Below are 25,994 nucleotides of genomic sequence, written 5' to 3'. Positions count from 1 at the left end.
ATTCCTGCCGTATCTACATACTTACCCTTTTGTTAATCTTGGGGCGTTACAATGATGTGGTTACTTACCCGAGTAAATATGCCTCTGTATACGATTTCTGTTCGTCAGTACCGAGTTTTGTAGTTCCGCTTCCTTCTGATAAAACCTCACGGTTTTCACCCTTGCGACTTACTAATGCTTCAGAACGTTACTCCTGCGCATAAGGGACTTGCACCCTATAGATTAATTATTTACCTTTCGGTAAATCAAAAGATGCCCATGCTGGGCACACACAATAAATATACGTAATGCGGGGGATATGGTGAATTTGAACATTACAGCATTTAACAAACAAAGTAGTGGTTTAATAGTGAAGTGTCTTGAAATTCCGCACTACGCATATTCGAGCCGTTGTGTGCAATCAAAAAACAGAATAAATGAAACAAAATTTAACATTAATACTCATTCTATGTATTACTCAACTGATTTTGGGTTGTTCTCAACTGGAAAAGTCTAAAACTGAACAAAAGGAAGCAGAAACTAATATTGAACTAAAAGACAATTGGTACTACCTTAATGGAGAGAAATTCTTTATAAAAGCCATCGGTTACGAAATAGGTGCACGACCAGGACAACATCCTTATGAAGATGAAAAGAACGATCATTTGGAGTTAATGAAATATGATCTCGATAACATTAAAAAAGGAGGTTACAATACAATAAGAACTTGGAGTCAATTTTCTGAAGCACAATTAAAATTGGTGCAAGAATCGGGTTTAAAACTAATTATGGGCTTAGAAGTTAATCCCGAAGAAGATTATAGTGATCCTAAATTTATAAATCATTGCAAGACACAACTGGTAAATATCTTGAAATATGCGCCAAAATATGATTGTATAATTACGTATCTGGTTATTAACGAACCTCAAACAGATCACATTCATAAAGTTTCAGCCAAGGCGTTTAAAGACCTTATGAAAATGATGGTAGATATGATTCATAAAGATCATCCAAATGTACCAGTTACACTTTCTGCAAATGCTATGATTAGCGATTGGATGGATGAAAGTATGTTTGATGTATACGCTTACAATTGTTATGGCTACAATGAAGGCCAAACAGCAACAATGGGATTTAGAGATTATATTAAAGGTTTAAATGAATTAAACGGATTAGATAAACCATTTATAATTACTGAATTTGGACATTCAGTATCACCAAAAGGAGGCTTTGGTAGTTTTGGCTCACGAACTTTAAAAGAACAAAGTGAAGGATTGGTCTCTAATTACCGAGATCTGATGGATGCTGGAGCTGTAGGAATGTGCCCATTTTATTATGCTGATGGTTGGTGGAAAGGTGGAGAAAAAAGCATACACAATAAAGACCAACCAGAAGAATGGTTTGGATTTTGGGGTTATAAAGATGTTAACGACAAATATGGTTCACCTCGTCCTGTTTGGTTTGCCATGCGAGATTATATGAAAGGGCTTATTATAAGTCCTAAAAACAAAACAATACACACCAACACAACGACGATACCTTTAGAGTTTTATAATGATGCGACTATTAAAAAAGTAGTTGTGAAAAACCGCGATGAAGTTATCTATTCTAAAAAAATAACAAACGCAGGTTATTTTGCAGATCAATTAACAATTAATCCAGTTGGTACGGAAGCAATGGAGCTTGCTTTTGAGTTTTTTGATAGTGAAGATAATAGTGTAAAAAACGAATCTATTATAATTCTGGCTTCTAAAACTGCTATTGAATTGCCCAAATTAACGATAGAAGTCACACCTGAAAAAGATTTAAACGAAAGCAAAAATGCAAGTATAAAAACCGAAATTGTAACCAATGAAAATTTTAAATTGACTAGTGATTTAATTGTAAGCTATAATACACACCTAGGATGGGATGTAGGTCAACAAGTTTCGGTTCCAATAAAAAATCAATTAGATAAAAAAATAATTACATCAGAAAATTCCTTTTTTATCCCAGATAATAGCTGGGTTGTAAATGCATCGGCTGGAATATCTGTTAGGTATGGTAAATTCACTTTTCAAATTCACGACCAAAAAATAATTTACAGAGGTGATTGGGCTAAAGAAATCAGTCGTTAGTAAGACAGCACACAACAATGGTAATCGTTGCACAAGTCTATAATACATAGTTCAACTATAATAAGAAACCGTCTTTAGAGATGGTTTCTTATTATAGTTGATTTACAAGGTCTTAAAAGCGTATCAATAGCTTTATAGAGGGTGTTTTTGAGGCTAAAATAAAGCGCAAGTACTCTTGCATCGCTTTTAGTACGTTTTTCAATAAATTTCATATATTTTTTGAGATTGTAAGCAATAGCGGAGAGTTGCATACATTTATTAGCTTGCTTGATACCAATAGTATTAACCTTGTTTAACCCCATAAACTGAGTCAGGGTGCCAAATACGGGTTCTACGGTACTTTGCCGTTTTTCTTTCATATAGCCTCCTTGATTACTTTCTACTCGGGCTATATTCCGCTCGTATTCCTCTCGATAATACGTAACGGTAAATTTCTTTTCTTGAGCTGATTTTCCTAAACATGCTGTGCGGATTGGACAGTCTATGCACAGCTGTTTTGATCCGCGATATTCCTTCTTTTTGGTATTGTTCTTTTTTTCAACAAACACCTTTTTAAACGGTATGGTTTTACCTTCTGGACAGGTGTAATGATCCTTGTCCTTATCATAAGTAAATCCATCTGGCCCACCTTTATAAGTGCCATGAGCGGGTATAAAACGTTTTAAACCTATAGCTTCTAGAAACGCATAATTCTCACCGCTACTATAGTCTGTGTCGGATACACAATTTTCTCAAACAAGCTGTGATTTCCACAGTCGTTGTTTTACACGCTTAACAATATCTGGTAATTGCTGACTGTCTTTACCGTCTGCATGGTACGCTTTTATATCGCTTATAACATGGTTTGCTGTATCTACAGTAAGCTGACTAAGGTAATTAAGTTTTCTTGCTTTGCCGGGTTTTACACTAATACGTGCGTCAGGATCTGTGGGACTATAATGTGTTTTGTTACTCGTATAACGACTGCCTTTAGCACCGGCTCCTGGGCGAGCATCTTGATCTTTTGCCCATTTTGTATTACGGCTTTTTATAGCTTGTAATTCTTTGTTAGATGCAGATAATGTTTGTTGGGCTTTATCTGCTTTATTTTCTTTAGATTGCCTTAAAGGTTTGTTTTTGTCTCGATTGCTAATGTTACGAATTTGACGTAGGTGATCTTCTAAATCTTCTTCAGGAATTTTAAGTTCTAAAGTATCCATGGAAGCATTGGCTTTTACAGGAGCAGAATCTATTGTTTGCGAGTGTCCAGCGACCATACCTGCGGATACACATAGTTCAAAAACCTTTATAAAAACAGATTCAAAAAACGTCTTCTGGAAATAATTGTCGTGTACGGCTAATGGTAGAATGCCACGGTAATTCTTCGTCTATATCATACCCTAAAAAATACAATATATCCAAACGCATGCTACAATGTGCAATAAGCTTGCGATGGCTAGTTATATTTTCTAAATAGCCCACTAAACAAAGTTTAAAAAACACAATGGAATCGCTGCTTTTTTGTCCGCTTGATCCATAGAATTTTTTGGTGGTTTTATAAAGAAAATTAAGATCTATAGCGGTATGAAGCCGACGGTAGAAATTGGCTTCTGGCACACGTTCGCTAAGTCTAAATTGATTAAATAGCTTCTCTTGATATGTCTTTTTTCCCTGCATACATAAAGATAAGAAACGTTCGTTTTTTAAGCAATTGCATTACTACTTTTTTCTTAACTTGTGCAACAGGTACAATGTATATAAAAAATTGCGGTTAAGTGCTTAATCAGAAATCGTTGCGTGTTTGCAACCTTTTTGAAAAAAATATGAGAATGAAAAAAATTATCCTGATTTTAACTTTAATAATTAGCTCAGTAATTTATTCCCAAGATTTACCAACTGAACCAGCAAACGGATTTGCATTCCCTTTAGGGTCAAAGTTTACCATAAAAATGCACCCAACAGATTCAATTAATTTTGACTATTCGATAATTAAATTCGAGCCATTTCAAGAAATTGTAGACACTTACAAAAATGATTCTCTGTTTAAAGATTCTAACGAAAAAAACGACACAATTGAATTCTATTTTTGTTTAGGGACAAGTGGAAAAACTGATGAGGAAAAGGAAAAAAACATGAAAATTCTATTACTAATGAAAAATAGAACAGAAAACTCATTCGAATACAATTCCGACATACAAACAGAGGAAAATGGAGAATTCAATACAACCTCAAATATTGGCATCTATGCTGGTTCAAAAGCAACAGAAATGTGGCCTTATATGATTCAACAAATAGCATTAAACGCATTTAAAATAGCAAAATAAAAACGTTACACAACACCTTATAAAAATAATTGCTAGGCCCAGACCTTCTATTAGTGTTTTATTGACAAACTGTAGTGCTTGAAACACGTTACCAAACATTAAAAAAACCAATGATTAAACAATTAATAGAAAGAACAAATACAACCGAATTCTACCAAGATTCTGATTTAAAACTTGAATCGTATAATTATAATCCTTCTAAGAGTATTTTAGAAATGGTTTTATCAATTAACCAAAGTAGTTATGACATTCCCGTTGAGTATGAAGAATGGAAATTAATTTGCAAAAATACCGAATATTTTAATGGCTTTTTTAGTAACATTATGTTACCACATGTAAAATTAAAAGTTCTAAAAAATCATCCTTTGCTATTAAAATATAACGAAAACAAACTTGAGTGTGAAATAAAAGGAAAACCTGAAAATGTTAATGAATTTATAGGAGAAATCAGTAATATTTTGGAGCAACAAACTGGAAATTGGATTACGGTAAATGAATATTTCTGGAATAATGAAGCGTATTATAAAAAACATTCAAAAAGAACAATCTGCATTCCAAAGTCTTTAGAAAAATCTATAAAAAGTGTTTGCGAAAAGCATAAATTAAATTTTAGTACAAAAAATGAAATTATTAAAGATAAGAAAGGTTACGCTAACAAACCAAAAGTAAAAATTCTAATATTTGGAAATGAGGACGTAAGTCCCAGTGACTTTTTTTTGAATCAACATGTTATAATTGCCGAAGAGTTTACCGCTGAACGAATAAAATAACTACACACAACAACTACAAGTAGCCATCTATTATAGAGCACTTAATAAAATTCTACAGAATTCCCAACTTAGTGTATACATGCTAATCTTAAGCAGTAAACTACGCCACAAATAAATACGTTAGTAATCATTTAAATAGAAATAAAAGAATTTTAAAAATCGGGGAACTTTACATTATTAGTTTTATTTGCATTGCCTTTTTATTGAAGCACTAAAACATCGTACCTGAATGGGTTGAAAAGTCAAGCACATTTTTACTTACGCGATTATTCAAATATGGATTAGAGGCAATCAGAATACGTATTATTATGATGCTTAGCTTTATGCTAATCAGAGAAAAATAAAATAAATAAAAACGTGCTATTACCCCATAAAATAATGCTTAATTTAGTACTTAATCAAAGTTAGCTCTAAACCATTATGATAGATTTATCTCATACTGAGAATCAAATTCACTATGTCTCGAATTTCCAAGACCTTGTTTCCATACCTTTTCATGGAGATATTAATGCCAGTTGTTGGAATCGTAAATTAATAGGTGATTTTTCTGAGATTGTTAAAAAGGTAGAACTAAACGATAATATAGCAGAACTAAATCCAGAGCAACTTCGTGAACTTAAATTAAGCGAACAAGGACAACTTGCTCGTGAAATTCTTTTAAATGACTTGAAGTTATTGAAAGCTCATGGCGCATCTCCAACACTTAATATAATCAAGTATTATGAGAGAGATGATATCTTACCATTTTTCCCTACAGATGTGTATTCTTATCATGTGGATCGCTCTCCAGTGCCTACAGAAACCTTTTTATGCACTTACTACGGCGAGTCCAGTGAAATATTACCAAATTCACAAGCTACGCAAAAAGTGCTTGTTCCGGAAATACGTAACGAACTCAAAAAACTATATGATGGCGCAGATGCAGGTTTTGAGTCCTTTTTAAGTGAAAATTTCTTTGACCTACACTATCAAGAGCAACCTCAGGCACAACCTATAACCTTAGGTCTAGGCAGCTTATGGAAATTAGCCATAGACCATCCCGAAAGCCAAGTTCTGCCATGTGTTCACCGTGCACCTAAAGAAAAAAATGGACAGAGCCGATTGTTGCTAATTTGCTAAACACAAATCAATTAAGAAAATTAGAATTTCTAACATTTTCTAATACAATAAAATACAGATTACCAATTTATACAGAACTAGATTTTACTGTATAGTCACTGCCTATACAGTAAACTTAGTCCTTTCTTTTCTACGTCCTATTTATTAATCTAATTTGCATAATTACGGTTTCTCCTCAAACTAAATTCAATGAATTGTTTTATTTTTAGGAACACTTTTTAATAAGCTTCTTAACGGGACAAACTTATGTTTATTTGGGATATTAGGAGTTGGCAATCATAACAAAAAAATGAAAATATCTGAATTTATTTCACAATACAATAATCATCCTGTATTATTTATCGGAACAGGAATTAGTCTGCGTTACTTAAAAAATTCTTATACTTGGGACAGTTTATTAAAACAAATTGCAATAGATTTAAGTAGCAATGAAGAATTTTATCTAGACTTAAAAGCAAGTTGTACAGAAGGAAGAGTTTATAACTTCGAAAAATTAGCTAACCTTTTAGAAATAGAATTTAATAAAAATTTACAGGATAATAGGAATGGGAAATTTAAAGAAATTAACAACGTTTTTTATGAGAACATGAAAAATGGAATTAATATCAGTCGTTTTAAAATTTACATAACGATTCTTTTAAAAGAACTAGATTTCAGAGAAGACAAAGAAAATGAATTAGCTGAATTTAAAAAAGTTCGTAAAAATATTGGTTCTATCATTACAACAAATTACGACTCACTTATTGAACATTTATTTGAATTTAATAAACTTATCGGAAATGATATTTTATTAAGCAATCCATATGGATCTGTATATAAAATTCATGGTTGTATTTCAAACCCAGACAAAATTATTATAACCGATAATGATTACAAATTCTTTGATGAAAAATATGATTTAATTAGAGCTCAGCTTTTATCACTATTTGTTCACAACCCAATCATTTTTTTAGGTTATGGAGTTGGAGATGAAAATATAAAAAAGATACTCAAAACACTTTTCACATACGTTGAACCAAATTCTGAATTAGCAACTCGAATTAGGAATAACTTTTTACTTGTAGAATATGAAGAAGGTTTAGATAATGATGAAATTACGGAACATGATATAGATATGGATGGTTTTTCTACAATTCGTATTAATAAAATTAAAACTGATAACTTCACAAATATATACAAGTGTTTATCAGATATTCATTTACCAATATCAGCAATGGATGTTAGAAAAGTACAAAGTGTAGTTAAAGAAATTTATTCTGGTGGAGAAATAAAAGTAACTATAACAGAAGATTTAGATACTTTAAGAAATGGAGCGAAAATATTAGCAATTGGTTCTGAAAAAACTATTAGTTATCAATATCAATCGAAATCAGAATTAATGACAAATTATTTCAAAATCATTGATGAGTCCAATACACAAATTTTAACTTTAATAGATAAACATCAAATTCAAAAACAACAATATTTTCCAATTTATGGTTTTAGCAAAGTAAATACCGAATTAAAGTCTTCAGAAAAATTACAACGTCAACAAAAAGATAAGTTATTATCTTTTTTAAGCTCTATTACAAAAAAAATAGAACATAATACTATTGAAAAAATTCTTCAAGATGAGAATATTCCAAATTCTTATAAAGCAAATTCTATTTTCTACAATGTTATGGAAAACAATCTAACTCTTTCCGAGGTTGAAGAATACTTGAGAAATACTGAGAAGAAAAACGATACGGATTACAGAAAAATTTTATGTGCATATGATTACATTAAATACAAATAACGCTTGCCAATCGAGTGGATGGCTCCGCCATCAAATGACGGAGTGCACCCCTCACACCACCGTACGTACGGGTCTCGTATACGGCGGTTCGTAAATCATCACACCAAAGCTCTTTTCACCCTTGGCACTATCTTCTAGTTTAAGCATAGGCTACCACTAGGGCTCCTATGCGAATTTTGAAGAGAATTACGTTCAGTCCTTCCCTACTTGTGAGTCCATCGGAGGTATTGCCTCTGCTCGTTTCCTGTAAGTACTATGACCTCTGCTGACTTCTCCAAATAACCAACTCGTAGTTTTGGAGACCTCCCCAGGTAATGACATCTTCTTTCCCTCAATTCCTGCCGTATCTACATACTTACCCTGGACTGGAATTACTACATTAGACTAGACACTAAGTTGAGAGAATTTGTTTTCTAGTTATTAATTTAGCAATTATGAGAAGTAAACCGAAACATTACACATTAGAGTTTAAGCAAAAAGCAGTAGAATTAAGTTATGCCAAAGACAATGTAAAGCAAGTCTGCGAAGACTTGGACATATTTCCATCTGTGCTTTATCGTTGGCGAAAAGAGTTAAAAGATTACGGTAAAAACAGTTTTCCTGGTCGGGGTAAGCCTAAAATGACTGATGAAGAGAAAGAGATAGATCGTTTAAAAAAGGCTTTAAAAGAAGCCGAATTAGAACGTGATATCTTAAAAAAGGCGATTGGCATCTTCTCCGTGAGCGACAAGAAAAATACAGGTTTATAAAACAACATCTATTAAAATTTCCTGTTGAGGCGATGTGCAAAGTATTAAAGGTAAGCAAAAGTGGTTATTATTACTGGTTAGGATCAGGACCAAGTAAGTTGTGGGTAGAAAACCAAAAGATAAGCTCGCTTGTTAGAAGCATCTTTGAGAAGAGTTTTCAAAGCTATGGCTCTCCAAGGATAAAATCAGAATTGGAAGCATTAGGTTATAAGGTGTCTAAACCCAGAGTAGCCCGTATCATGAGCGCTAATTATTTGTTTGCTAAACGAAAACGTAAATTTAAAACAACCACAGATAGTAACCATAATTATCCAATAGCTCCTAATTTACTTAACCAATGTTTTGATGTTAATCGAGAAAAACAAGTTTGGGTAAGTGACATCACTTATATTCAAACCAAACAAGGTTGGCTATATCTTACGGTTATTATCGATTTATTTAATAGAAAAGTGGTTGGATGGTCTTTAAGCAAAGATCTTACTACAGATAACACTATTGTAAGAGCTTGGAACATGGCTATAAAAAAAACAACCTTGCAAGAACCTCTAATTTTTCATTCTGATAGAGGTGTACAATATGCAAGCCAAAGGTTTACCTTTATTATTAAAAGCTATGAAGGGTTAGTCATGCAATCTATGAGTCGCAAAGGAAACTGTTGGGATAACGCTGTGGCAGAATCCTTTTTTAAATCATTAAAAGTAGAATGGGTATATAGACACAATTATAAACTAAGGTCTGAAGCCGAGTTATCTATTTTCGAATGGATAGAAACATGGTATAATAATAGACGAAGACATTCCTTTTTAGGAAACAGAAGCATTAGAGAATTTGAATTAGATATGTATAATAATGAACTAGCAGCATAGTCATTCAACTAATTGTCCAGTTTTTTGTTGCAAGTCCAAGCATTATAAACGGGCAAATAAAAGAAAAAATGTTTACCAGTAATGTATAAACAATTACAGCACAAAGAAACTAGTCTTTATTGCTAAAGCATAAAAATCATTCGTGTAGATTGAATACATTAACTAAAAATTCCCATTTTCTATTTTCAACTTTCTTTCCCCATATAATCGAAGTATATGGTGTTTTTTCAAGATTCGAATTCACTCCATTCAATAACGTTAGATAGAAATGAAGACGTTTCATTAAGTTTAACTTTAAGAGTCATACTCTTAATTTCCGCTTCCAGTTCTCCTTCTAACCACAATACGTTATGAGCCTCAGAGATTTCTGTAACAGGTAGGTCAAATTTGCAATCAGGAAAATTCTCATTATACTTTGTGCCATTTTTTAATGTTTCAAAATGTTGCTGTGGAAAATGACACTCAATTACAGTTACATCCTTGTCTTCAAAGTAAGTTGTATAAGATTGATTAAATTCAATAACAAAAGTTTTTTCTTCTTTTATCATGGTTAGACTACCAATGGTAAGATCATGTCTTTCATCGACTATGTTTCCTTCTATTTCTAAAAGAAGAGTAAACTCTAAATCTGAAATGCTTTGATTTGAATTGTTCAAAATATTCTTTATTGATTATATTAACCAAACGAAATTAACAAACAAAAGTTACACAAAACATACTACATCTTAAATATTTTTAAATAATTCAATTTTAATTCACAAACGTTATATAACCCCATGTTATGTGCGTTAATTTCTTTAAAGATATAAATGTCTAGTTGTTATAAGTAATATGAAAAAGACAATAGCTTTAATAATTTTTTTTTATTTTCGTTTTTATAAACGATAACTTTCGATTCCGAAACGCCAAAACCAATTGTTGAATTTGAGTCATCAGAATTTGTATTTGAAGGAAAAATCTTGCTTAAAAAACAAATACAAACATAAAAATGACTTATAAAAACCTTCTGCTTTCATTCATTATTTTTTTCTCTATTGTAAAAATAGTTGAACAAGAAAACAACTACCCAAAAAGAATAACAACATTAGCCATAATTGACAGTATTTATACTTCTCGCTGCCATTACGAGACCTTTTATCTTTCATTCAAACTCACAGACACTCTTAATACTAAAAACAGCGCTTTATTTATGTCTCAAGGGCTACGCGGATATAATCACTCCACTTCTTACATAAAAAAAATATATCCTAATAACACCAATACATCTCCGGATGAAAATTTAAAAGCAGAAGTTTATATTGATCTATATTACCACAACGAAACAAGTAAGCCTATTTTGGAATGGATATCTGAAAAATCTCGAAAAGAAAGCTTAATAGGCTTAAGAGATTTTTTAATAAAAGAAGGCATCTATAAAATAGGATATGAGAACTTTCCTATTAAACCAAAATCGGATAGCGACAACAATAACATGTTCAATTTCCCTTGTTCTACAAGAGACTATTTATCTCCAAACCTTATTTACGAACAAGATGGTCGTCTACTTTATATAAAAGATGAAAAAAATTGGGTTGCAACAGAGAACCCTTTAGGTTCTGGAAACTGGTCTAGTCACGAACAAAAGAAAAATTTGGACTGAGTACTTAATCTGAAAATGAAATTTATTTCGGAAAAGTTTCTGATTGTATCTAAATGAATGATACCATCATTAAAAATAGAGCTAACGGAATTTGATAACTCGGCAGAAAATATTTTGAAAAATTATCTAATGTTTGAAATACGGTGGATAATGAAAAATAAAAATTTATGCAAACAAAAAAACTACTAAAAATATAAACGGAGTACATCAATTAGTCTTCTATTTATTTTTCAGCAGTTTTTGTGTGTTATCATTTCTAACTTTTTTCGTTAAAAGAATAGCTAATACATTTAAAAATTATGTAAATTGGTTATTTACAAATCAGATGTAATTTACCTGAATTAACATTCTAAAACGCCATACCAGATGATTAAAATACGCTATAAGAAAAAGAAATTAAACATGAATCTTATAGCAGGAATCTTGTGGAGTGTACTTGCTATTTCAAAAATAGTTTTGGCAGAAGAATCTAAATTTAATTTTCTGACTTACGGCTGGATTCTTTTAGCTGTTTTATATTTAGGCCTTTATGCTGTACAGCGTTTTACAGCCTATTTAATAATTAAAGACGATGTTATTTCTAAACAAATACCGCTTCCAAAACACATTATAATTAGTGATATTACAGAAATTAAAACGTTTAAATCGGGCTACAAAATAATTACAGACAGTAAAACGCTATCTATAAATACCGAAATGATTAATGAAGACGATCTTGCAAAGTTGAATTCATTTTTAGACACGGCACAAGTAAAGACTTAAAAAAACAATTATTTAATCGCTTCTCTATTTGTTTCTAAATACTTAACAAGATCTGAAGGATTTGTAATAACTATACTTTCTTTTCTGTTAATTATAATACAACCTTTTAAAACTTCTGGCTGATTTTGCAAGACTTTAATCCAATCCTCAGAGCTTAAAAGTGCTGCTTGATCTCCAAAATTCTTAACAAAATCTGTATGTTCTTGATCTACTAAATCGGCTATTTTAAGATCTAATTTAGTGGCTAAATCTGCCCATTGTGTTCCTGTAACTTTAGTTTTCGAAATATCTATAGCAGCTAACGTCTTATCTGCTGCATTTGCGTATGCTAAAGTCTGTTTACCTACAGACGTTTCCGAATTATAAATTAAAGTCATCTGATTTTTATCTTCTGCTATAATTCCCATAATATCCATAATTTGTTTTTTTTAAATGATTAATTCTATTCTTAAGATTTTAATGTCAAAACTGTAATTTCAGGACGCATACCTAAACGACCAGGAAATCCTAACCAACCTAATCCTCTTGTTACATATAAATATTGATTCTGTTCTTTATACAAACCTGCCCAATGTTTATACTTATATTTTATCGGGCTCCAAGCTTTATTTTTAAGCTGAAGTCCAGCTTGCATACCATGTGTGTGTCCGGCTAATGTTAATGCTACATTGGTGTTTTTTAAAACTTCCTGACTCCAATGTGTGGGATCGTGAGACATTAAAATTTTAAAATCTGTAGGCTTTAAACCTGTCATACTTTTATTTAAATCTCCATATTGCTTAAAAGGTGGCATGCCCCAATTTTCGACACCAACCATATAAATTTTTTCCTGATCTCTAGAAATAATGTCAGAAACATTTAGTAATAATTTAAACTGAATTTTACGGTAAAACGCTTTCAAAGCATCTAAATTAGCTTGTTTTTCTACGTCTGATTTCCATGAACTATAATCACCATAATCATGATTTCCTAAAATGGCATACTTTTTAATATCTGGAGATAATTTCTGGAAACAATCTTCCCATCCGTTAAGCTCCCAAGCATAATTATTAACCAAATCGCCAGTAAAACAAAGTATATCGGGTTTCAAATCATTTATAATCTTCACTGCTCTATCCAACACTTTATAACGATAATTAAGACTTCCTAAATGCAAATCTGAAATATGTACAATTCGTAATCCTTCAAATGCTTTAGGTAAATCGGTGTGCTGAACCGTTATGTGATAGGTTTTAAAATGATATACCGCTTTAAAGATTGCATATACAATTGCCACGAAAGGCAAAAAACCAGCAACAACTCCCAAAACAGGAATTAACCACAAAGGTTCTATAGCGGCAACCATATGATTTGCAACACTTAAAACACTAACAAATACCACAAAAATAATTTTGGGTACAAAAGACGAAACCGTTAAACCGTATAACGACGAAATAAGAAGCTGTTTACGTTTAACATCGATATAATCTAGGCGTATTTTTAAAACCAAAATTGCAGTTATCAATCCGATTGAAAAAAACACAAATAACCCATTGATAACATATTTGTAAACATCGCCTTCTATCCATTTTAAAACAGATTGTAACCAATAAAAAGTTACTGCATCTACCAATAAAATAGCCAAACAAAGCAATATAATTATAGGTAACGGATACGATTTCATAAATCCAATATTTAAAAGATTAAAATTACAATGTAATGTTCTGATAAGTTAACTCATTTGAATCTCATCGTAATTCGAAAACACGTTTTATTATAAATACCTGAAGTTCTTTAGATTATTATCAAAAAACAGACCGAAACATAAAAACTACGTAAAAATACTTAGTTTATGTTTTTCGAATGCTTTTATTCGTTATATTCGGCAGGACATAACGCTTAAATATATGATTTCAGTTCAGCAAGCATTACATATTATAGATTCGACCATGATATCGCAGCATATCAAAAAAGTAAAAATCTCGAAAAGTCTAGGTTTTATATTGGCAGAAGACATTTCGGCACCTATTAACATGCCGTCGTTTAGGCAATCTGCAATGGATGGTTATGCTATTATTTGGAGCGATAAAACAGATTACAAAGTTACTGAAGAATCTAAGGCTGGAGATGCAAAACAAATTACGTTACACCCTTTAGAAGCTGTACGTATTTTTACAGGAGCAAAAGTCCCCGATGATGCAGATACTGTAATTATGCAGGAACACGTCACAAAAAAAGAGAATACAATTAGCATCACAAAAATGCCAAAACAAGGCGCTAATGTTAGACCAATAGGCGAACAAGTAAACGCTGGAGAGGTTGTATTAAAAAAAGGCACACGCCTAAATGAAGCTGCAATTGGATTCTTAGCAGGATTAGGAATTACAAAAATTGCAGTGTATAAAACACCAAAAGTGTCTGTTTTGGTTACAGGAAATGAATTACAACAACACGGAAAACCATTAAAAGAAGGTGCGATTTACGAAAGCAATTCTGTAATGTTAGAAATGGCACTACACCGATTTGGTATAAAAAAAATTAAAACATTTAAAGCCAAAGACACTTTAAAAGCAACTAAAAAAACCATTAAAAAAGCGCTAGATTATGGAGACATCTTATTAATATCTGGAGGTATTTCTGTAGGTGATTACGATTTTGTAAAAGAAGCGTTAGACATTAATAATGTAGATGAATTGTTTTATAAAATCAATCAGAAACCAGGAAAACCACTTTGGTTTGGAAAGAAAGATCAGCAGTTTGTGTTTGCACTTCCAGGAAATCCGGCTTCTGCCCTAACCTGTTTCTACGTCTATGTATTACCAATATTAAAAAAATATTCTGGATTTAGCGATTATCATTTACCACGAATTGAAGCGAATATAAATTCAGCATTTAAAAATACTTCCGGAAAAACATTATTCCTTAAAGCCTATTGTAAAGATGGCGACGTTAGTATTTTACCAAGTCAGCAATCGTCTATGTTAAACACTTTTGCCACAAGTAATGTTTTAGTCACCATTCCTGAAGCTATAGAAAATTTAGAATCTCAAGATAAAGTAACCTGTATAAGTTTAGACGGCTATGGAAATTAAAAGTAGGATTTGGATAGAAAAAGATGGCAAGCCCTTTTTAGGTTACGGAAAAATTGAACTACTAAAAAAAGTAGACAGTGAAAACTCTATTACGGCAGCCGCTAAAGCTTTAAAGATGTCTTATAAAAAAGCATGGAATTTATTAAACGACATGGAACAGTTGGCAGACCAACCCTTGTTAGTAAAATCTATTGGAGGGAAATCTGGAGGTAGCTCGACATTAACAGATTACGGAAAACAATTAATTACTGAATTTGAACACCTAAACGAAAAATGTGAAACCTTTTTAAACAACGAATTTAAGCCTGTTACAAATGGAATTTCTTAGCACCAACTTATTTATAGTATTTGCTGTTATTCTGGTATGCATTTCATTTTTGTATGCATCGGTCGGGCATGGTGGAGCGAGCGGTTATTTGGCGTTAATGGCTTTATTTTCATTTCCCATTTTAATTATAAAACCAACAGCTTTACTATTAAATATTTTTGTGAGTGGGATTTCATTTTGGTATTTCAAAAAGAATAAACATTTTAAATGGAACCTTTTTTATCCGTTTGCCATAACATCAATCCCTGCTGCTTTTATTGGTGGTTACCTGACTATAAACACCACATTATACAAGCAAATTTTAGGCGTATTTTTAATTATAGCAGTCTTACGGATTTTAGGTGTTTTCGGAAAAGAACAAACAGCACAAAAACCGGTAAACCTATCATTGGCTTTATTAGTAGGATGTGGCATCGGACTCTTTTCTGGCATGATTGGTATTGGTGGCGGTATTATTTTAAGTCCGATAATTTTACTTTTAGCTTGGGGAACTACAAAAGAATCTGCAGCAGTATCTGCACTATTCATTTTTGTGAATTCGGTTTCAGGAATTGTAGGTTTTCTTTTAAAAAACGACAGTTTCCCTACAGAGTCGTTTTACTTAATTCCGTTTGCGTTAATTGGCGGAACATTAGGCGCAATATATGGGAGCCAGCGGTTTTCTAACGTGAAGCTTACTTATATGCTCTCATTCGTATTACTATTAGCATCAATTAAATTATTTCTGTTTTAATGCAAACACAAAAACACATATCAGTTTATATTCTTTGTGGCGGAAAAAGTTCCCGCATGCAGACAGAGAAAGGCTTGGTTATGTTTAATAATAAACCCTTTATAGAATGGATTTTAGACGCTGTGAAACCCATTTCTAATCAGATTTATCTCATTACAGAAAACACAGATTATAGTATTTATAATTATCCGTTAATTCCAGATATACATAAAGACAAAGGTCCAGTTGGAGGTATTCATACGGCATTAACACATACAAATACGCCCCAAAATTTAATATTAAGTTGCGATATCCCAATGATATCGACTCATATTATAAATCGGTATTTAATCAATTCAAAAGTAATTAATTCAAACATTGCTTTTGTTTCAGACAGCACAAGAGATTATCCTTTAATTGGCATGTATAGCACTAACAATCTTGAAAAATTTGAAGCTGCTATTCAGCAAAATCATTTAAAATTGATGCATTTAATTCAATCATCAACCTATCATCGCATACAAGTAGCATCTAGAGATTTTGGTGCGCTTTACAACATAAATACCCAAGACGAATTACAAACTTTAATACAGCGTAAATTATGAAAGAAGCAGATGTTCAACCAAAAGTGACTCTTGTTGGCGCAGGTCCAGGAGACCCGGATTTACTGACTTTAAAAGCTGTAAAAGCATTAAAAAAAGCAAAAGCTGTATTGTATGATGCGTTAGTGAATGAAGACATTTTAGAACACGCTCCAGATGCGGTAAAATTATACATCGGAAAACGTAAAGGGAACCACAGCTACACACAAGATGAAATTAATGATTTACTTGTAAGTTATGCGAAAAAATACGGCAAAATTGTAAGATTGAAAGGTGGAGACCCGTTTGTATTTGGTCGCGGAAAAGAAGAAACAGATTACCTAGAACATTTTGGCATTAAAACAGCAATTATTCCGGGTATTACCTCAGCCATTGCTGTTCCTGCTTCGGTTGGAATTCCTGTAACACAACGCCGAGTTTCTGAAAGTTTTTGGGTAATTACAGGCACAACTTCTAGTCGTGCGTTATCTAACGATGTTAAATTAGCAGCACAATCTACAGCAACGGTTATTATTTTAATGGGCATGTCTAAACTCTCTGAAATTGCAGAGATTTATAAAGCAAATAATCGCGCAGATATGCCTATTGCTATCATACAAAATGGAACGAAAGAAGAAGCAAAACAAGCGGTTGGAACCATTGCAACTATAGTCCATTTAGTAAAAGAAAAACAACTCTCGTCTCCCGCAATTATTATTATCGGAGAAGTGGTAAACGGACATAAAAGTTTACTGACTTATTTTAATGAACAATTTATGGAAGACGATTTTATATATCAAAATTTAGACATAGAACCTATAACACAATAACATGGAACGTAACGAATTATACCCAATGTTTTTAAAAGTAAATCAGCTAGACGTCCTAATTGTTGGTGGTGGAAATGTTGGTTTAGAAAAATTAAGCTTTTTATTAAAATCGAGTCCAAATGCAAATGTAGACGTGATTTCTTTAGACTTTCTTGAAGAACTTAAAGCATTAGCCGATAAGCATCCAAATGTGAATTTAATTCAGAAAGCTTATGATATTTCAGATTTAGAAAAACGTCATTTTGTAATTGGCTGCACAGATAATTTAGATGTTAATCTCCAAATTAATCAAGAAGCAAAAGCAAAACATTTACTTGTAAATATTGCAGACACACCAGATCAATGCGATTTCTATTTAGGAGGCATTGTGACTAAAGGTCATGTAAAAATAGCCATTTCAACGAATGGAAAATCGCCAACAACGGCAAAACGTTTACGTCAGTTATTAGAAGATGTCATTCCAGAAAATATTACAGAATTGGTTTCTAACTTAAACGTTTACAGAAAAACATTGACTGGCGATTTTCAAGCTAAAGTAGATGAAATGAATAAAGTCACAGAAGGATTAGTCTCTAAAAAAAAATAAGCTGATGATAACTATAAAATATTTTGGCATGCTTGCCGAACACACTCAATGTAGCGAAGAACAGCTCGAATTTAAACCGTTAACGCTTTCTGAATTGGTTCAAGATTTAAAAGTAAAATATCAATTAAATCCAGCATCATTTCATGTGGCTTTAAATCATAAATTGGTTCAAGATTGTGAAGATATTACGCTTCAGCTACAAGACGAAATTGCGCTTTTACCACCATTTGCTGGCGGATAAAATTAGATTACCCATATTAGATGGGGTAGCATTCGTCACCCTGAACACGTTTCAGGGTCTCATATAAAACCCTTTATTACTCACTAATAATGAGATACTGAAACACCTTCAGTACGACGTTTGATTAACTTTTTTAATACTGACTAATCAGAAAAAGCAAAACACATGAAAAAGAAAACTGTATTTATTGAAGGAGCGATTTCACCCAATTTCATTTCAGAATCGATTGCAAAGCACCAAAGCAAACACACTATTGGCGGACATAATATTTTTTTAGGTCAAGTTCGTGCAGACGTTATTGATGCTAAAACAGTTGCCGCTATAGATTTTACCGCTTACGAAGATATGGCTCTAGAACAAATTGCAGAGATTCGTGAAAAAGCATTTGAAACCTACGATTTAACCTGCATGCACATTTACCACAGTCTTGGAAAAATTAAGGCTGGAGAGATTTGTTTCTTCGTATTTGTATCGTCTAAACACAGTAAAGAAGTGTATGCTGCTACAGAATACCTTGTAAATACTATAAAAAAGAACGTACCCATTTTTGGAAAAGAAATCTTTGAAGACGACACCCACCAATGGAAAACCAATATCAAATAACATGGTAGACATTACCCACAAAATAAAAACATTACGCACCGCAACAGCAACTGCTATTGTAAAAGTGAGTAAACCCGAAACGATTGAAGCGCTTCAGAAGAATTTAGTTCCAAAAGGAAATGTATTCGAAATGGCAAAAACAGCCGGATTATTTGCTGTAAAAAACACGCATACCGTAATTCCAGATTGTCACCCCTTACCTATCGAATTCACATCGGTTGCATATACTATTGAAGGTTTAGACATTCATATTATTTTCAATGTAAAGACCATTTACAAAACAGGTGTTGAAGTTGAAGCGATGCACGGCGCATCTGTAGTTGCACTGACAATGTACGATATGTTAAAACCTATTGATAAGCATATTGAAATAAATACTATTAAATTAGTTGAAAAGAAAGGCGGAAAAAGCAGTTTCAAGAACAAGCAAATTTCAACATTAAACGCAAGTGTTATTGTGTGTTCAGATTCGATTTCTGGTGGTAAAAAAGAAGATTTTGCAGGAAAAGCTATTATTGAAAAATTAGAAGCCAATGATGTTGCTATTCAGAATTACGACATTATTCCTGATGAAATTGAATTGATTAGATCTAAAGCAATTGCATTGTCTGAAACCAACAACCTCATCATTTTTACAGGAGGCACCGGTTTATCGTATCGCGATGTTACACCAGAAGCTTTAGAGCCTATTTTAGAACGTAGAATTCCGGGTATTGAAGAAGCAATTAGAAGTTATGGTCAAGACCGTATGCCTTACGCCATGTTATCTAGAAGTGTAGCAGGAACACTAGGAAATTGCCTTATTCTAGCTTTACCAGGCTCTACAAATGGCGCCAAAGAATCTATGGATGCCGTGTTTCCTCACGTACTTCATATTTTTAAAATATTAAGAGGACAGCAGCATTAGAATGATAAATGAAACCAACATATTAACAGATAAATTTAATCGGAAGCATTCGTATTTACGTATTTCATTAACAGAAAAATGTAATTTACGTTGCACCTATTGTATGCCCGAAAATGGCGTACCGTTAACACCTAAATCCAATATTATGACAGCAGATGAGATTTTTAAAATCACATCTATATTCGTGAAACATGGTGTTACTAAAATTAGGTTAACAGGAGGTGAACCTCTAGTAAGAAAAGACTTTTCTGAAATTCTGGAACGCCTTGCAACCTTAAATACTACACTTTCTATTACCACAAATGCAGTTATTGTAGATCGGTTTATAGACGATTTTAAGGCCTCAGGATTACAAGACATCAATGTGAGTTTAGACAGTTTAAAAGCTGATAAATTCACGTTTATTACCAGAAGAAATCAGTTTAAAGCGGCTTACGATAATATTATTCTGTTACTAGAACAAGGTTTCAATGTAAAAATGAATGTGGTCTTAATAAAAGGATTTAATGAAGATGAAATCATTGATTTTATTCAATTCACAAAACATCTTCCTATTTCAATCCGTTTCATAGAATTTATGCCTTTTGATGGAAATAATTGGAATAAAGACAAGCTTGTAACCCAAGCTGAAATTTTAGAACACACGCATGCGCATTTTGGAACACAAGATGTTATTTCACTTAAAAACGAAGCCAATTTCACCTCAAGAAATTATCAAATAAAAGGGTATAAAGGGACTTTTGGTATTATAAGTTCGGTAAGTAATCCGTTTTGCGATAGTTGTAACCGTATTCGATTAACAGCAAATGGAAATATTAAAAACTGTTTATTCTCTAACCAAGAAACGAATCTTTTAGAAGCCTACAGACAAGGCCAAAATATTGAACCGCTTATCTCTAATCTAATCCAAAAGAAATATGCAGTTCGTGCTGGAATGACAGATTTTGAAACACTAAATAATCCCGAAAACCACACCAATAATAGAAGTATGATTACTATTGGCGGTTAAGCCTGACTCACATGTTGCTTATGTGTAGTCTTCTTAAATCTTGATTTTGGAGCCTCGCAAAGTGAACATTCATAAGTGTCTGGCAATGCAGAAAACGGTGTATTCGGCACAATGTATTGCGTTTCGTCTCCGTACGCTTCATTGTAAATTGTTAAACAGTCCTGACATTGGTACACCTCTGCTTCTTTACGTTCTGCTTCCGCTTTAATTTGTTTTTCTTCGTCGCGTTCCGTTCCCAATTGCTCAAAATACAACTGACTTAATTCCATAAGTAAACCTGGCAATTCTACCTGATCTATATCCTGTACATGCGTAATATATTCTCTCGAGTTCGGATCGAAATTCTTAGCATATAATAAATTATAAGTATCTCTAATTTTAAAATCAGATAAACCTTCTGGCTGCTCGTTCTTCTCTATAACTATAGATGTAAAATAATACGCTTTCTTAGTATATTCTGTAATTGCGAACGTTAAACCGTAAGTACTAATATCGTTTTGGTCGAAATTAGTTACTAAATATTTCTTCAGCTTTAAAGCGTCTTCATTAGCAACTGGTAAATGCCAATTTAATTCTAACATAGAATGACGGACATTAATTCCGTGTTTTCCTAAGAATTTTTCCCAGATTAGTTTAGATTCATTCGGAATATCTTTCACTATAAACGACTTCCAAGGTGTAATGGAAATTTTTCCAATTTTACAATCTGAACATAAATCGCACATCGCTTTTAGAAAATCTAAATCGTAATTATTATTTCTCCAATATAATCCCAACCAATATTTATCGTTTCCAATTCTATTCATCCCTTCGTAATACGGAAACGGATAAAACGGCACTTTTAAGGGCTTATCAATGGTTCTGTTATTAGTATCTATAGCATCATTAACCAAATCGAAAATCATCTCGACCGTTTCTGGTTCTTCTTGTAAAAGTCCTTCAATAGTCGTTTGAATTTTAGCCATATCCCAACTGTATATTAAAGCTGGATACACTTCTGCTGCTTCCCATTCTGGCAGACGCACATACAGATACCAATAATCTTCATGCTCTGAGGCAATAAAATTTAAATGTCCCGTAAATAGAGGAACTAAACGCTGTCTTGGATCGGTTATGTTAACTTTTAACTGAGGATTTGTTCTGAATTGTTCTAAGACATACAAATATTTTTCTCCTGTTAACCAAGAGGTGTTTGAAAAAATTCCTGCACTAACATAAGACGATACAATGTTTACAGAACCTTCGCCATGGGCTGGTACAACCTGAAGATTATCTATAGATTCTAATGCTTTAGATGTTATATTTTCTGAAATTAAAATATCCTGTCTAGACCCAAAAGAAATGGTATCTAACCCTAAACGTTCTGCCGTTAAACAAATCGATTTTAACTCCCCTGGAGATAATACGCCTCCTTTTACAATTAACCTAGATAACTCTTTCATCATGCTAAAACTTTATGATTATTTAATATCTCTTTCACTTCAGTTTTACAACTTCCACATCCTAATCCTGCTCCCGTTTGGTTACATAATTCGGTGAAATTTGTACAGCCATTATTAATAGCTTCTGTAATATTTCCTTCTCCAACCTGACTGCAAGAACACACTAATTTACCAACCATGGGTTTATCGTTAGATGCGCCTCGCAACAATTTATCTCGTTTATCAGACAGTTCTACTTTACTTTCAATAAGTGTTTTAAATTCTGCAAATTCGTTCTTATCTCCCATAAGTACTGCGCCAACTAACAAATCGTCTTTTACAATACATTTTTTATAGTAGCGTTTAGACATGTCCATAAAAATGATTTCTTCGTAACTGTTATCATTTTCCGGAACAGATAAATTTCCTAAACTACATAAATCTAAATCGCTGAATTTTAAAATATTCATTGAAACAGATCCTTTATAGACACTACTAATATCTCCTGCTAAATAATTAGCAAGAATGGCTGCTTGTTCTTCTGCTGCAGAAGTAATACCTAAAATATTATTATTGAATTCGGCAATTTCACCAATCGCAAAAATATTTGGATCTGACGATTGTAAATGCTGATTCACTTTTATACCACGACCACAAGCTACACCGCTAGACTTTGCAATTTCTATATTTGGACGCGTACCAATAGCGTACACAATGGCATTAGATTTAAATGTTTTTCCACTTTTTAAGGTGATATTTAATGCGTTTTTAGTGTCATCGTCATCAAAAACAGTACTCACTTCATTAGAAAAGTAAATCTGAATACCCAATTCCTGAACATGTTTGGCTAACAATTTACAAGAAATAGAATCTAATTGGCGCTCCATTAAATTAGATGCACGCTGAATAATTGTTGTGTTTACATTCCGGTGTTTTAAAGCCGCTGCGAGCTCTAAACCTAAAAGTCCACCACCAACAATAGTAACATGCTGATCTTCGGCTTTTAGATTTGTACCATCTAAATACGTTTTAAAACGATCTGCATCATCTTTAGAACGTAACGTAAAACGACCAGGTAAATTTAACTGTACATCGTTTGGCACAAAAGAACGGCTTCCCGTTGCTAAAATTAATTTATCATAGGCGTAATGATTTCCATGATTATCTGTTGCCAATTTATTCTCACGATCTATGTCTACAATATAGGTTCCTGAATACAACTCGATTTGAAGTTTCTTCAGTTCTTTTTCTTTTATTTTTTGAAGCTGTTCCCAAGTTAATTCTTCAGTCACATATTCAGGAAGTAAAACCCGATTATAAAACGGATTACTTTCTTTTGAAAACACCACAATTTTATCTGTTTCGCTATGCTCTCTATAATTCTGAATAAACCTAAAAGCAGCAGCACCTGCACCAACTACAATTATTTTTTCTGTTTCTTTTTTATATTTCGACACTGAAACACGCGTGTACTTAAAATCCGGTTCTTTAGAAATGGGATCTACAATTGTATGCGTTAAATTGTTAGTACGATTCAAGTCGCTCTGTAACTGTTTTCCCCAATGCATAGGCAAAAACACAACACCATTTTTAACCGTATCTGTGACTTTAGCACGCACCCTAACCACGCCTCTTGCACTTGTAACCTCTACAACATCGCCATCTTTAATTTTATTTATAAAAGCATCTACCTGACTAATTTCTAAAACTGGCGTAGAATAATGTGTTTTTAAACGCGACACTTTCCCGGTCTTGGTCATGGTGTGCCATTGGTCTCGAACACGCCCTGTAGTTAAAATTAAAGGAAAGGTTTCGTTTGGTAAATCTGATGTGTTATTTATAAAATCTGGGACATTAAACATCGCTTTTTGCGACGGTGTATAGAATTTTTTATCTTCGAATAGTCTTGGTGTTCCTCCTTTTTGGCTTTCTGAAACCGGCCATTGAAATGTACCTTCACCCTTTAATCGGTCGTAACTTAATGCTGAAACATCGATATTCGAGCCTTTTGTCATCTCGCAATATTCTTGATAAATTTCGGCTGTAGACGCATAATCAAAACCTTCAAATCCCATCTTCTTAGCAAACTCACATAAGATTTCTACATCAGCTTTTGCTTCTCCTGGAGCATCAATGCCTTTTGGTAAATACGAAATACGACGCTCAGAATTTGTCATCGTTCCTTCTTTCTCTAACCAAGCTGCTGCAGGTAAAACCAAATCGGCATGTTCTAAAGTATCTGCTCGGTTCGAAATATCTTGAACCACAACAAATTTAGCATGCTTCAAGGCTTTTTCAACCTTGTGAGCATTTGGCATACTTACCATTGGGTTTGTACAGACTACCCAAACGGCTTTCATCTTACCAGACTCTAAAGCATCAAACATTTCTGTAGCAGTATATCCTGCTTTATCAGAAATTTTATCAACCTTCCAAAAATCAGCAACTTCTTGACGGTGTTTATCATTAAATAAATCTTTATGAACGGCCAATAAATTAGCCATTCCTCCTACTTCACGACCACCCATTGCGTTAGGTTGCCCTGTTAATGAAAACGGACCAGAACCAGGTTTCCCCACTTGTCCGGTTATTAAAGATAAATTTAAAAGGGCATAATTTTTATATGTTCCAATTGCACTTTGGTTTAATCCCATAGCCCACATACTTATGAAGGCTTTAGAATTTCCAATGATTTGAGCTGCCTTTTTAATTTCATCTACAGTAATTCCACATATTTTTGCAGCTTCTTTTAATGACGTAGCAAGGACTTGTTTTTTATATTTTTCGAAATTCTCTGTATGTTCTTTTATAAAACTACGATCAATCATACGACGTTCTATTAAACGTCTTCCTATTGCATTATATAAAACAACATCTGTTCCTGGTAATATTTGAAGATGTACATCTGCGAAATTTGCAGAGTCGGTTTTTCTAGGATCTACTACCAAAATTTTCACATCCGGATTCTTCTCCTTGTGTTGCTCAATACGTCTAAACAATATTGGGTGACACCATGCCGGATTTGCACCGGTTATTAAAAAACAATCAGCTAACTCTATGTCTTCATAAGAGATAGGCACAGAATCTTCACCAAATGTTTTTTTATAACCGACAACTGCGGAACTCATACATAACCTAGAATTTGTATCTATGTTATTTGTTCCTAAAAATCCTTTAGTTAGTTTGTTTGCAATGTAGTATTCTTCGGTTAAGCACTGTCCAGACACATAAAACCCTACGCTATCTGGACCATATTTTTGTATAATAGATTTAAACACTTTAGCAGCGCGATCTAAAGCCGTATCCCAACTTACACGCTCTAACGGATGAGATTTACTCCATCGCATTTCAGGATACAAAAGTCTATCTGAAACATCGTTAGCAACATAATGCAAATTCATTCCTTTAGAACACAACATACCTCTGTTTACAGGATGATCTTTATCTCCTTCTACATAAACTTTATTATGTTCATCCTTCTTTACAATTATACCACAGCCTACGCCACAGTATGAACACGTTGTTTTAATTTCTTTTTGAAGCATATTAAAGAGTTATATGTTGTCTATTCTTTTAAAAGTAATGAAACTATATATTATTGAACTGTATTTCTAATGTTTTAAT

26 protein-coding genes are annotated in these 25,994 nt (G+C 32.9%); 18 read left to right on the top strand and 8 right to left on the bottom strand.

Features of this window, described 5'->3' with window-relative positions:
* Window positions 1-416: 416 nt before the first annotated feature.
* Window positions 417-2,096 (top strand): glycoside hydrolase family 2 TIM barrel-domain containing protein, encoded by a 1,680-nt coding sequence (locus GQR95_RS09085; RefSeq protein WP_159022876.1) that lies wholly within the window; start codon window positions 417-419, stop codon window positions 2,094-2,096.
* 74 nt (window positions 2,097-2,170) lie between these two features.
* On the opposite strand, the gene GQR95_RS16605 is transcribed toward GQR95_RS09085, so the two are convergent.
* The 3 genes from GQR95_RS16605 to GQR95_RS16595 form a co-directional block, all read right to left on the bottom strand.
* Entirely contained in the window at window positions 2,171-2,644 is a 474-nt protein-coding gene (locus GQR95_RS16605) for a transposase (RefSeq protein WP_199269576.1), read from the bottom strand.
* 183 nt (window positions 2,645-2,827) lie between these two features.
* Window positions 2,828-3,352, bottom strand: coding sequence for a hypothetical protein (locus tag GQR95_RS16600; RefSeq protein WP_199269575.1), 525 nt, complete (start codon window positions 3,350-3,352; stop codon window positions 2,828-2,830).
* 43 nt (window positions 3,353-3,395) lie between these two features.
* A complete protein-coding gene (locus GQR95_RS16595) occupies window positions 3,396-3,752 on the bottom strand; it encodes a transposase (RefSeq protein WP_199269574.1) in 357 nt (118 codons plus the stop codon).
* 152 nt (window positions 3,753-3,904) lie between these two features.
* Here GQR95_RS16595 and GQR95_RS09075 point away from each other — a divergent pair, with 152 nt between their 5' ends.
* From GQR95_RS09075 to GQR95_RS09055, 5 genes are all read left to right on the top strand, one after another.
* Entirely contained in the window at window positions 3,905-4,399 is a 495-nt protein-coding gene (locus GQR95_RS09075) for a hypothetical protein (RefSeq protein ID WP_159022875.1), read from the top strand.
* Between the two features lie 110 nt (window positions 4,400-4,509).
* Window positions 4,510-5,169: a hypothetical protein gene (locus tag GQR95_RS09070; RefSeq protein ID WP_159022874.1), complete on the top strand. Its 660-nt coding sequence runs from the start codon at window positions 4,510-4,512 to the stop codon at window positions 5,167-5,169.
* Window positions 5,170-5,589: 420 nt separating this feature from the next.
* Window positions 5,590-6,288: a hypothetical protein gene (locus GQR95_RS09065; protein ID WP_159022873.1), complete on the top strand. Its 699-nt coding sequence runs from the start codon at window positions 5,590-5,592 to the stop codon at window positions 6,286-6,288.
* A gap of 289 nt (window positions 6,289-6,577) precedes the next feature.
* Window positions 6,578-8,065 (top strand): SIR2 family protein, encoded by a 1,488-nt coding sequence (locus GQR95_RS09060; protein WP_159022872.1) that lies wholly within the window; start codon window positions 6,578-6,580, stop codon window positions 8,063-8,065.
* 434 nt (window positions 8,066-8,499) lie between these two features.
* A protein-coding gene (locus GQR95_RS09055; RefSeq protein WP_159022871.1) for an IS3 family transposase occupies window positions 8,500-9,680 on the top strand; the annotation gives its coding sequence in 2 pieces (ribosomal slippage) (window positions 8,500-8,755 and window positions 8,755-9,680; 1,182 coding nt in all).
* A gap of 227 nt (window positions 9,681-9,907) precedes the next feature.
* Here the strand turns inward: GQR95_RS09055 and GQR95_RS09050 are convergent.
* Window positions 9,908-10,336 carry a hypothetical protein gene (locus GQR95_RS09050; RefSeq protein WP_159022870.1) on the bottom strand — a complete coding sequence of 143 codons (429 nt, stop codon included), beginning with the start codon at window positions 10,334-10,336 and terminating at the stop codon, window positions 9,908-9,910.
* Window positions 10,337-10,869: 533 nt separating this feature from the next.
* Here GQR95_RS09050 and GQR95_RS09045 point away from each other — a divergent pair.
* Window positions 10,870-11,319 (top strand): hypothetical protein, encoded by a 450-nt coding sequence (locus GQR95_RS09045; protein ID WP_159022869.1) that lies wholly within the window; start codon window positions 10,870-10,872, stop codon window positions 11,317-11,319.
* 366 nt (window positions 11,320-11,685) lie between these two features.
* On the top strand, window positions 11,686-12,081 hold the full coding sequence (locus GQR95_RS09040) for a hypothetical protein (RefSeq protein WP_159022868.1): 396 nt from the start codon (window positions 11,686-11,688) through the stop codon (window positions 12,079-12,081).
* Between the two features lie 8 nt (window positions 12,082-12,089).
* On the opposite strand, the gene GQR95_RS09035 is transcribed toward GQR95_RS09040, so the two are convergent.
* The gene (locus tag GQR95_RS09035; protein WP_233265900.1) at window positions 12,090-12,497 is read right to left on the bottom strand and encodes an arsenate reductase family protein; all 408 of its coding nucleotides are present in this window, start codon (window positions 12,495-12,497) and stop codon (window positions 12,090-12,092) included.
* Between the two features lie 32 nt (window positions 12,498-12,529).
* Window positions 12,530-13,744, bottom strand: a complete 1,215-nt coding sequence (locus GQR95_RS09030; RefSeq protein WP_159022867.1) for a metallophosphoesterase — start codon at window positions 13,742-13,744, stop codon at window positions 12,530-12,532.
* Window positions 13,745-13,967: 223 nt separating this feature from the next.
* On the opposite strand from GQR95_RS09030, the gene glp reads away from it, so the two are divergent.
* The 10 genes from glp to moaA all read left to right on the top strand — a co-directional run bounded on the left by glp (window position 13,968) and on the right by moaA (window position 20,949).
* The gene (gene glp, locus GQR95_RS09025; RefSeq protein ID WP_159022866.1) at window positions 13,968-15,152 is read left to right on the top strand and encodes a gephyrin-like molybdotransferase Glp; all 1,185 of its coding nucleotides are present in this window, start codon (window positions 13,968-13,970) and stop codon (window positions 15,150-15,152) included.
* Window positions 15,142-15,480, top strand: a complete 339-nt coding sequence (locus tag GQR95_RS09020) for a winged helix-turn-helix domain-containing protein (RefSeq protein WP_159022865.1) — start codon at window positions 15,142-15,144, stop codon at window positions 15,478-15,480. The genes glp and GQR95_RS09020 overlap by 11 nt, the downstream gene beginning before the upstream one ends.
* Entirely contained in the window at window positions 15,467-16,213 is a 747-nt protein-coding gene (locus tag GQR95_RS09015; protein WP_159022864.1) for a sulfite exporter TauE/SafE family protein, read from the top strand. Before GQR95_RS09020 ends, GQR95_RS09015 begins: the two co-directional genes overlap by 14 nt.
* Entirely contained in the window at window positions 16,213-16,797 is a 585-nt protein-coding gene (locus GQR95_RS09010) for a molybdenum cofactor guanylyltransferase (RefSeq protein WP_255473198.1), read from the top strand. Before GQR95_RS09015 ends, GQR95_RS09010 begins: the two co-directional genes overlap by 1 nt.
* A complete protein-coding gene (cobA, locus tag GQR95_RS09005; protein ID WP_159022862.1) occupies window positions 16,794-17,603 on the top strand; it encodes a uroporphyrinogen-III C-methyltransferase in 810 nt (269 codons plus the stop codon). Before GQR95_RS09010 ends, cobA begins: the two co-directional genes overlap by 4 nt.
* A 1-nt stretch (window position 17,604) precedes the next feature.
* Window positions 17,605-18,189 (top strand): bifunctional precorrin-2 dehydrogenase/sirohydrochlorin ferrochelatase, encoded by a 585-nt coding sequence (locus GQR95_RS09000; protein ID WP_159022861.1) that lies wholly within the window; start codon window positions 17,605-17,607, stop codon window positions 18,187-18,189.
* Between the two features lie 4 nt (window positions 18,190-18,193).
* Window positions 18,194-18,430: a MoaD/ThiS family protein gene (locus tag GQR95_RS08995; RefSeq protein ID WP_159022860.1), complete on the top strand. Its 237-nt coding sequence runs from the start codon at window positions 18,194-18,196 to the stop codon at window positions 18,428-18,430.
* Between the two features lie 165 nt (window positions 18,431-18,595).
* The gene (locus GQR95_RS08990; protein ID WP_159022859.1) at window positions 18,596-19,033 is read left to right on the top strand and encodes a molybdenum cofactor biosynthesis protein MoaE; all 438 of its coding nucleotides are present in this window, start codon (window positions 18,596-18,598) and stop codon (window positions 19,031-19,033) included.
* 1 nt (window position 19,034) lies between these two features.
* Complete coding sequence (gene moaCB, locus GQR95_RS08985; protein WP_159022858.1) at window positions 19,035-19,940, top strand: bifunctional molybdenum cofactor biosynthesis protein MoaC/MoaB; 906 nt, start codon at window positions 19,035-19,037, stop codon at window positions 19,938-19,940.
* Between the two features lies 1 nt (window position 19,941).
* Window positions 19,942-20,949 carry a GTP 3',8-cyclase MoaA gene (moaA, locus tag GQR95_RS08980; protein ID WP_159022857.1) on the top strand — a complete coding sequence of 336 codons (1,008 nt, stop codon included), beginning with the start codon at window positions 19,942-19,944 and terminating at the stop codon, window positions 20,947-20,949.
* Here moaA and GQR95_RS08975 read toward each other — a convergent pair.
* Window positions 20,946-22,394, bottom strand: a complete 1,449-nt coding sequence (locus GQR95_RS08975; RefSeq protein WP_159022856.1) for a rubredoxin — start codon at window positions 22,392-22,394, stop codon at window positions 20,946-20,948. The genes moaA and GQR95_RS08975 overlap by 4 nt on opposite strands.
* Entirely contained in the window at window positions 22,391-25,915 is a 3,525-nt protein-coding gene (locus GQR95_RS08970) for a nitrate reductase (RefSeq protein WP_159022855.1), read from the bottom strand. Before GQR95_RS08970 ends, GQR95_RS08975 begins: the two co-directional genes overlap by 4 nt.
* Window positions 25,916-25,994 lie beyond the last annotated feature (79 nt).

Source organism: Formosa sp. L2A11 (genome assembly GCF_009796865.1).
GTDB lineage: Bacteria > Bacteroidota > Bacteroidia > Flavobacteriales > Flavobacteriaceae > Formosa.
The sequence above is the reverse complement of the archived record's forward strand: the minus strand, read 5'-3'. Positions and strand labels throughout refer to the sequence as shown.

Coding starts and splice junctions, on each gene's coding strand:
- GQR95_RS09075 (WP_159022875.1), top strand. CDS start 3,905: ATGAAAAAAATTATCCTGATTTTAACTTTAATAATTAGCTCAGTAATT.
- GQR95_RS09060 (WP_159022872.1), top strand. CDS start 6,578: ATGAAAATATCTGAATTTATTTCACAATACAATAATCATCCTGTATTA.
- GQR95_RS09010 (WP_255473198.1), top strand. CDS start 16,213: ATGCAAACACAAAAACACATATCAGTTTATATTCTTTGTGGCGGAAAA.
- GQR95_RS09070 (WP_159022874.1), top strand. CDS start 4,510: ATGATTAAACAATTAATAGAAAGAACAAATACAACCGAATTCTACCAA.
- GQR95_RS09040 (WP_159022868.1), top strand. CDS start 11,686: ATGATTAAAATACGCTATAAGAAAAAGAAATTAAACATGAATCTTATA.
- GQR95_RS08970 (WP_159022855.1), bottom strand. CDS start 25,915: ATGCTTCAAAAAGAAATTAAAACAACGTGTTCATACTGTGGCGTAGGC.
- GQR95_RS09035 (WP_233265900.1), bottom strand. CDS start 12,497: ATGGATATTATGGGAATTATAGCAGAAGATAAAAATCAGATGACTTTA.
- GQR95_RS09045 (WP_159022869.1), top strand. CDS start 10,870: ATGTCTCAAGGGCTACGCGGATATAATCACTCCACTTCTTACATAAAA.
- GQR95_RS09065 (WP_159022873.1), top strand. CDS start 5,590: ATGATAGATTTATCTCATACTGAGAATCAAATTCACTATGTCTCGAAT.
- GQR95_RS08990 (WP_159022859.1), top strand. CDS start 18,596: ATGAAAAAGAAAACTGTATTTATTGAAGGAGCGATTTCACCCAATTTC.
- GQR95_RS16595 (WP_199269574.1), bottom strand. CDS start 3,752: ATGCAGGGAAAAAAGACATATCAAGAGAAGCTATTTAATCAATTTAGA.
- GQR95_RS08995 (WP_159022860.1), top strand. CDS start 18,194: ATGATAACTATAAAATATTTTGGCATGCTTGCCGAACACACTCAATGT.
- GQR95_RS16600 (WP_199269575.1), bottom strand. CDS start 3,352: ATGGTCGCTGGACACTCGCAAACAATAGATTCTGCTCCTGTAAAAGCC.
- moaCB (WP_159022858.1), top strand. CDS start 19,035: ATGGTAGACATTACCCACAAAATAAAAACATTACGCACCGCAACAGCA.
- GQR95_RS09020 (WP_159022865.1), top strand. CDS start 15,142: ATGGAAATTAAAAGTAGGATTTGGATAGAAAAAGATGGCAAGCCCTTT.
- GQR95_RS09085 (WP_159022876.1), top strand. CDS start 417: ATGAAACAAAATTTAACATTAATACTCATTCTATGTATTACTCAACTG.
- GQR95_RS09015 (WP_159022864.1), top strand. CDS start 15,467: ATGGAATTTCTTAGCACCAACTTATTTATAGTATTTGCTGTTATTCTG.
- cobA (WP_159022862.1), top strand. CDS start 16,794: ATGAAAGAAGCAGATGTTCAACCAAAAGTGACTCTTGTTGGCGCAGGT.
- GQR95_RS09000 (WP_159022861.1), top strand. CDS start 17,605: ATGGAACGTAACGAATTATACCCAATGTTTTTAAAAGTAAATCAGCTA.
- GQR95_RS08975 (WP_159022856.1), bottom strand. CDS start 22,394: ATGATGAAAGAGTTATCTAGGTTAATTGTAAAAGGAGGCGTATTATCT.
- glp (WP_159022866.1), top strand. CDS start 13,968: ATGATTTCAGTTCAGCAAGCATTACATATTATAGATTCGACCATGATA.
- moaA (WP_159022857.1), top strand. CDS start 19,942: ATGATAAATGAAACCAACATATTAACAGATAAATTTAATCGGAAGCAT.
- GQR95_RS09030 (WP_159022867.1), bottom strand. CDS start 13,744: ATGAAATCGTATCCGTTACCTATAATTATATTGCTTTGTTTGGCTATT.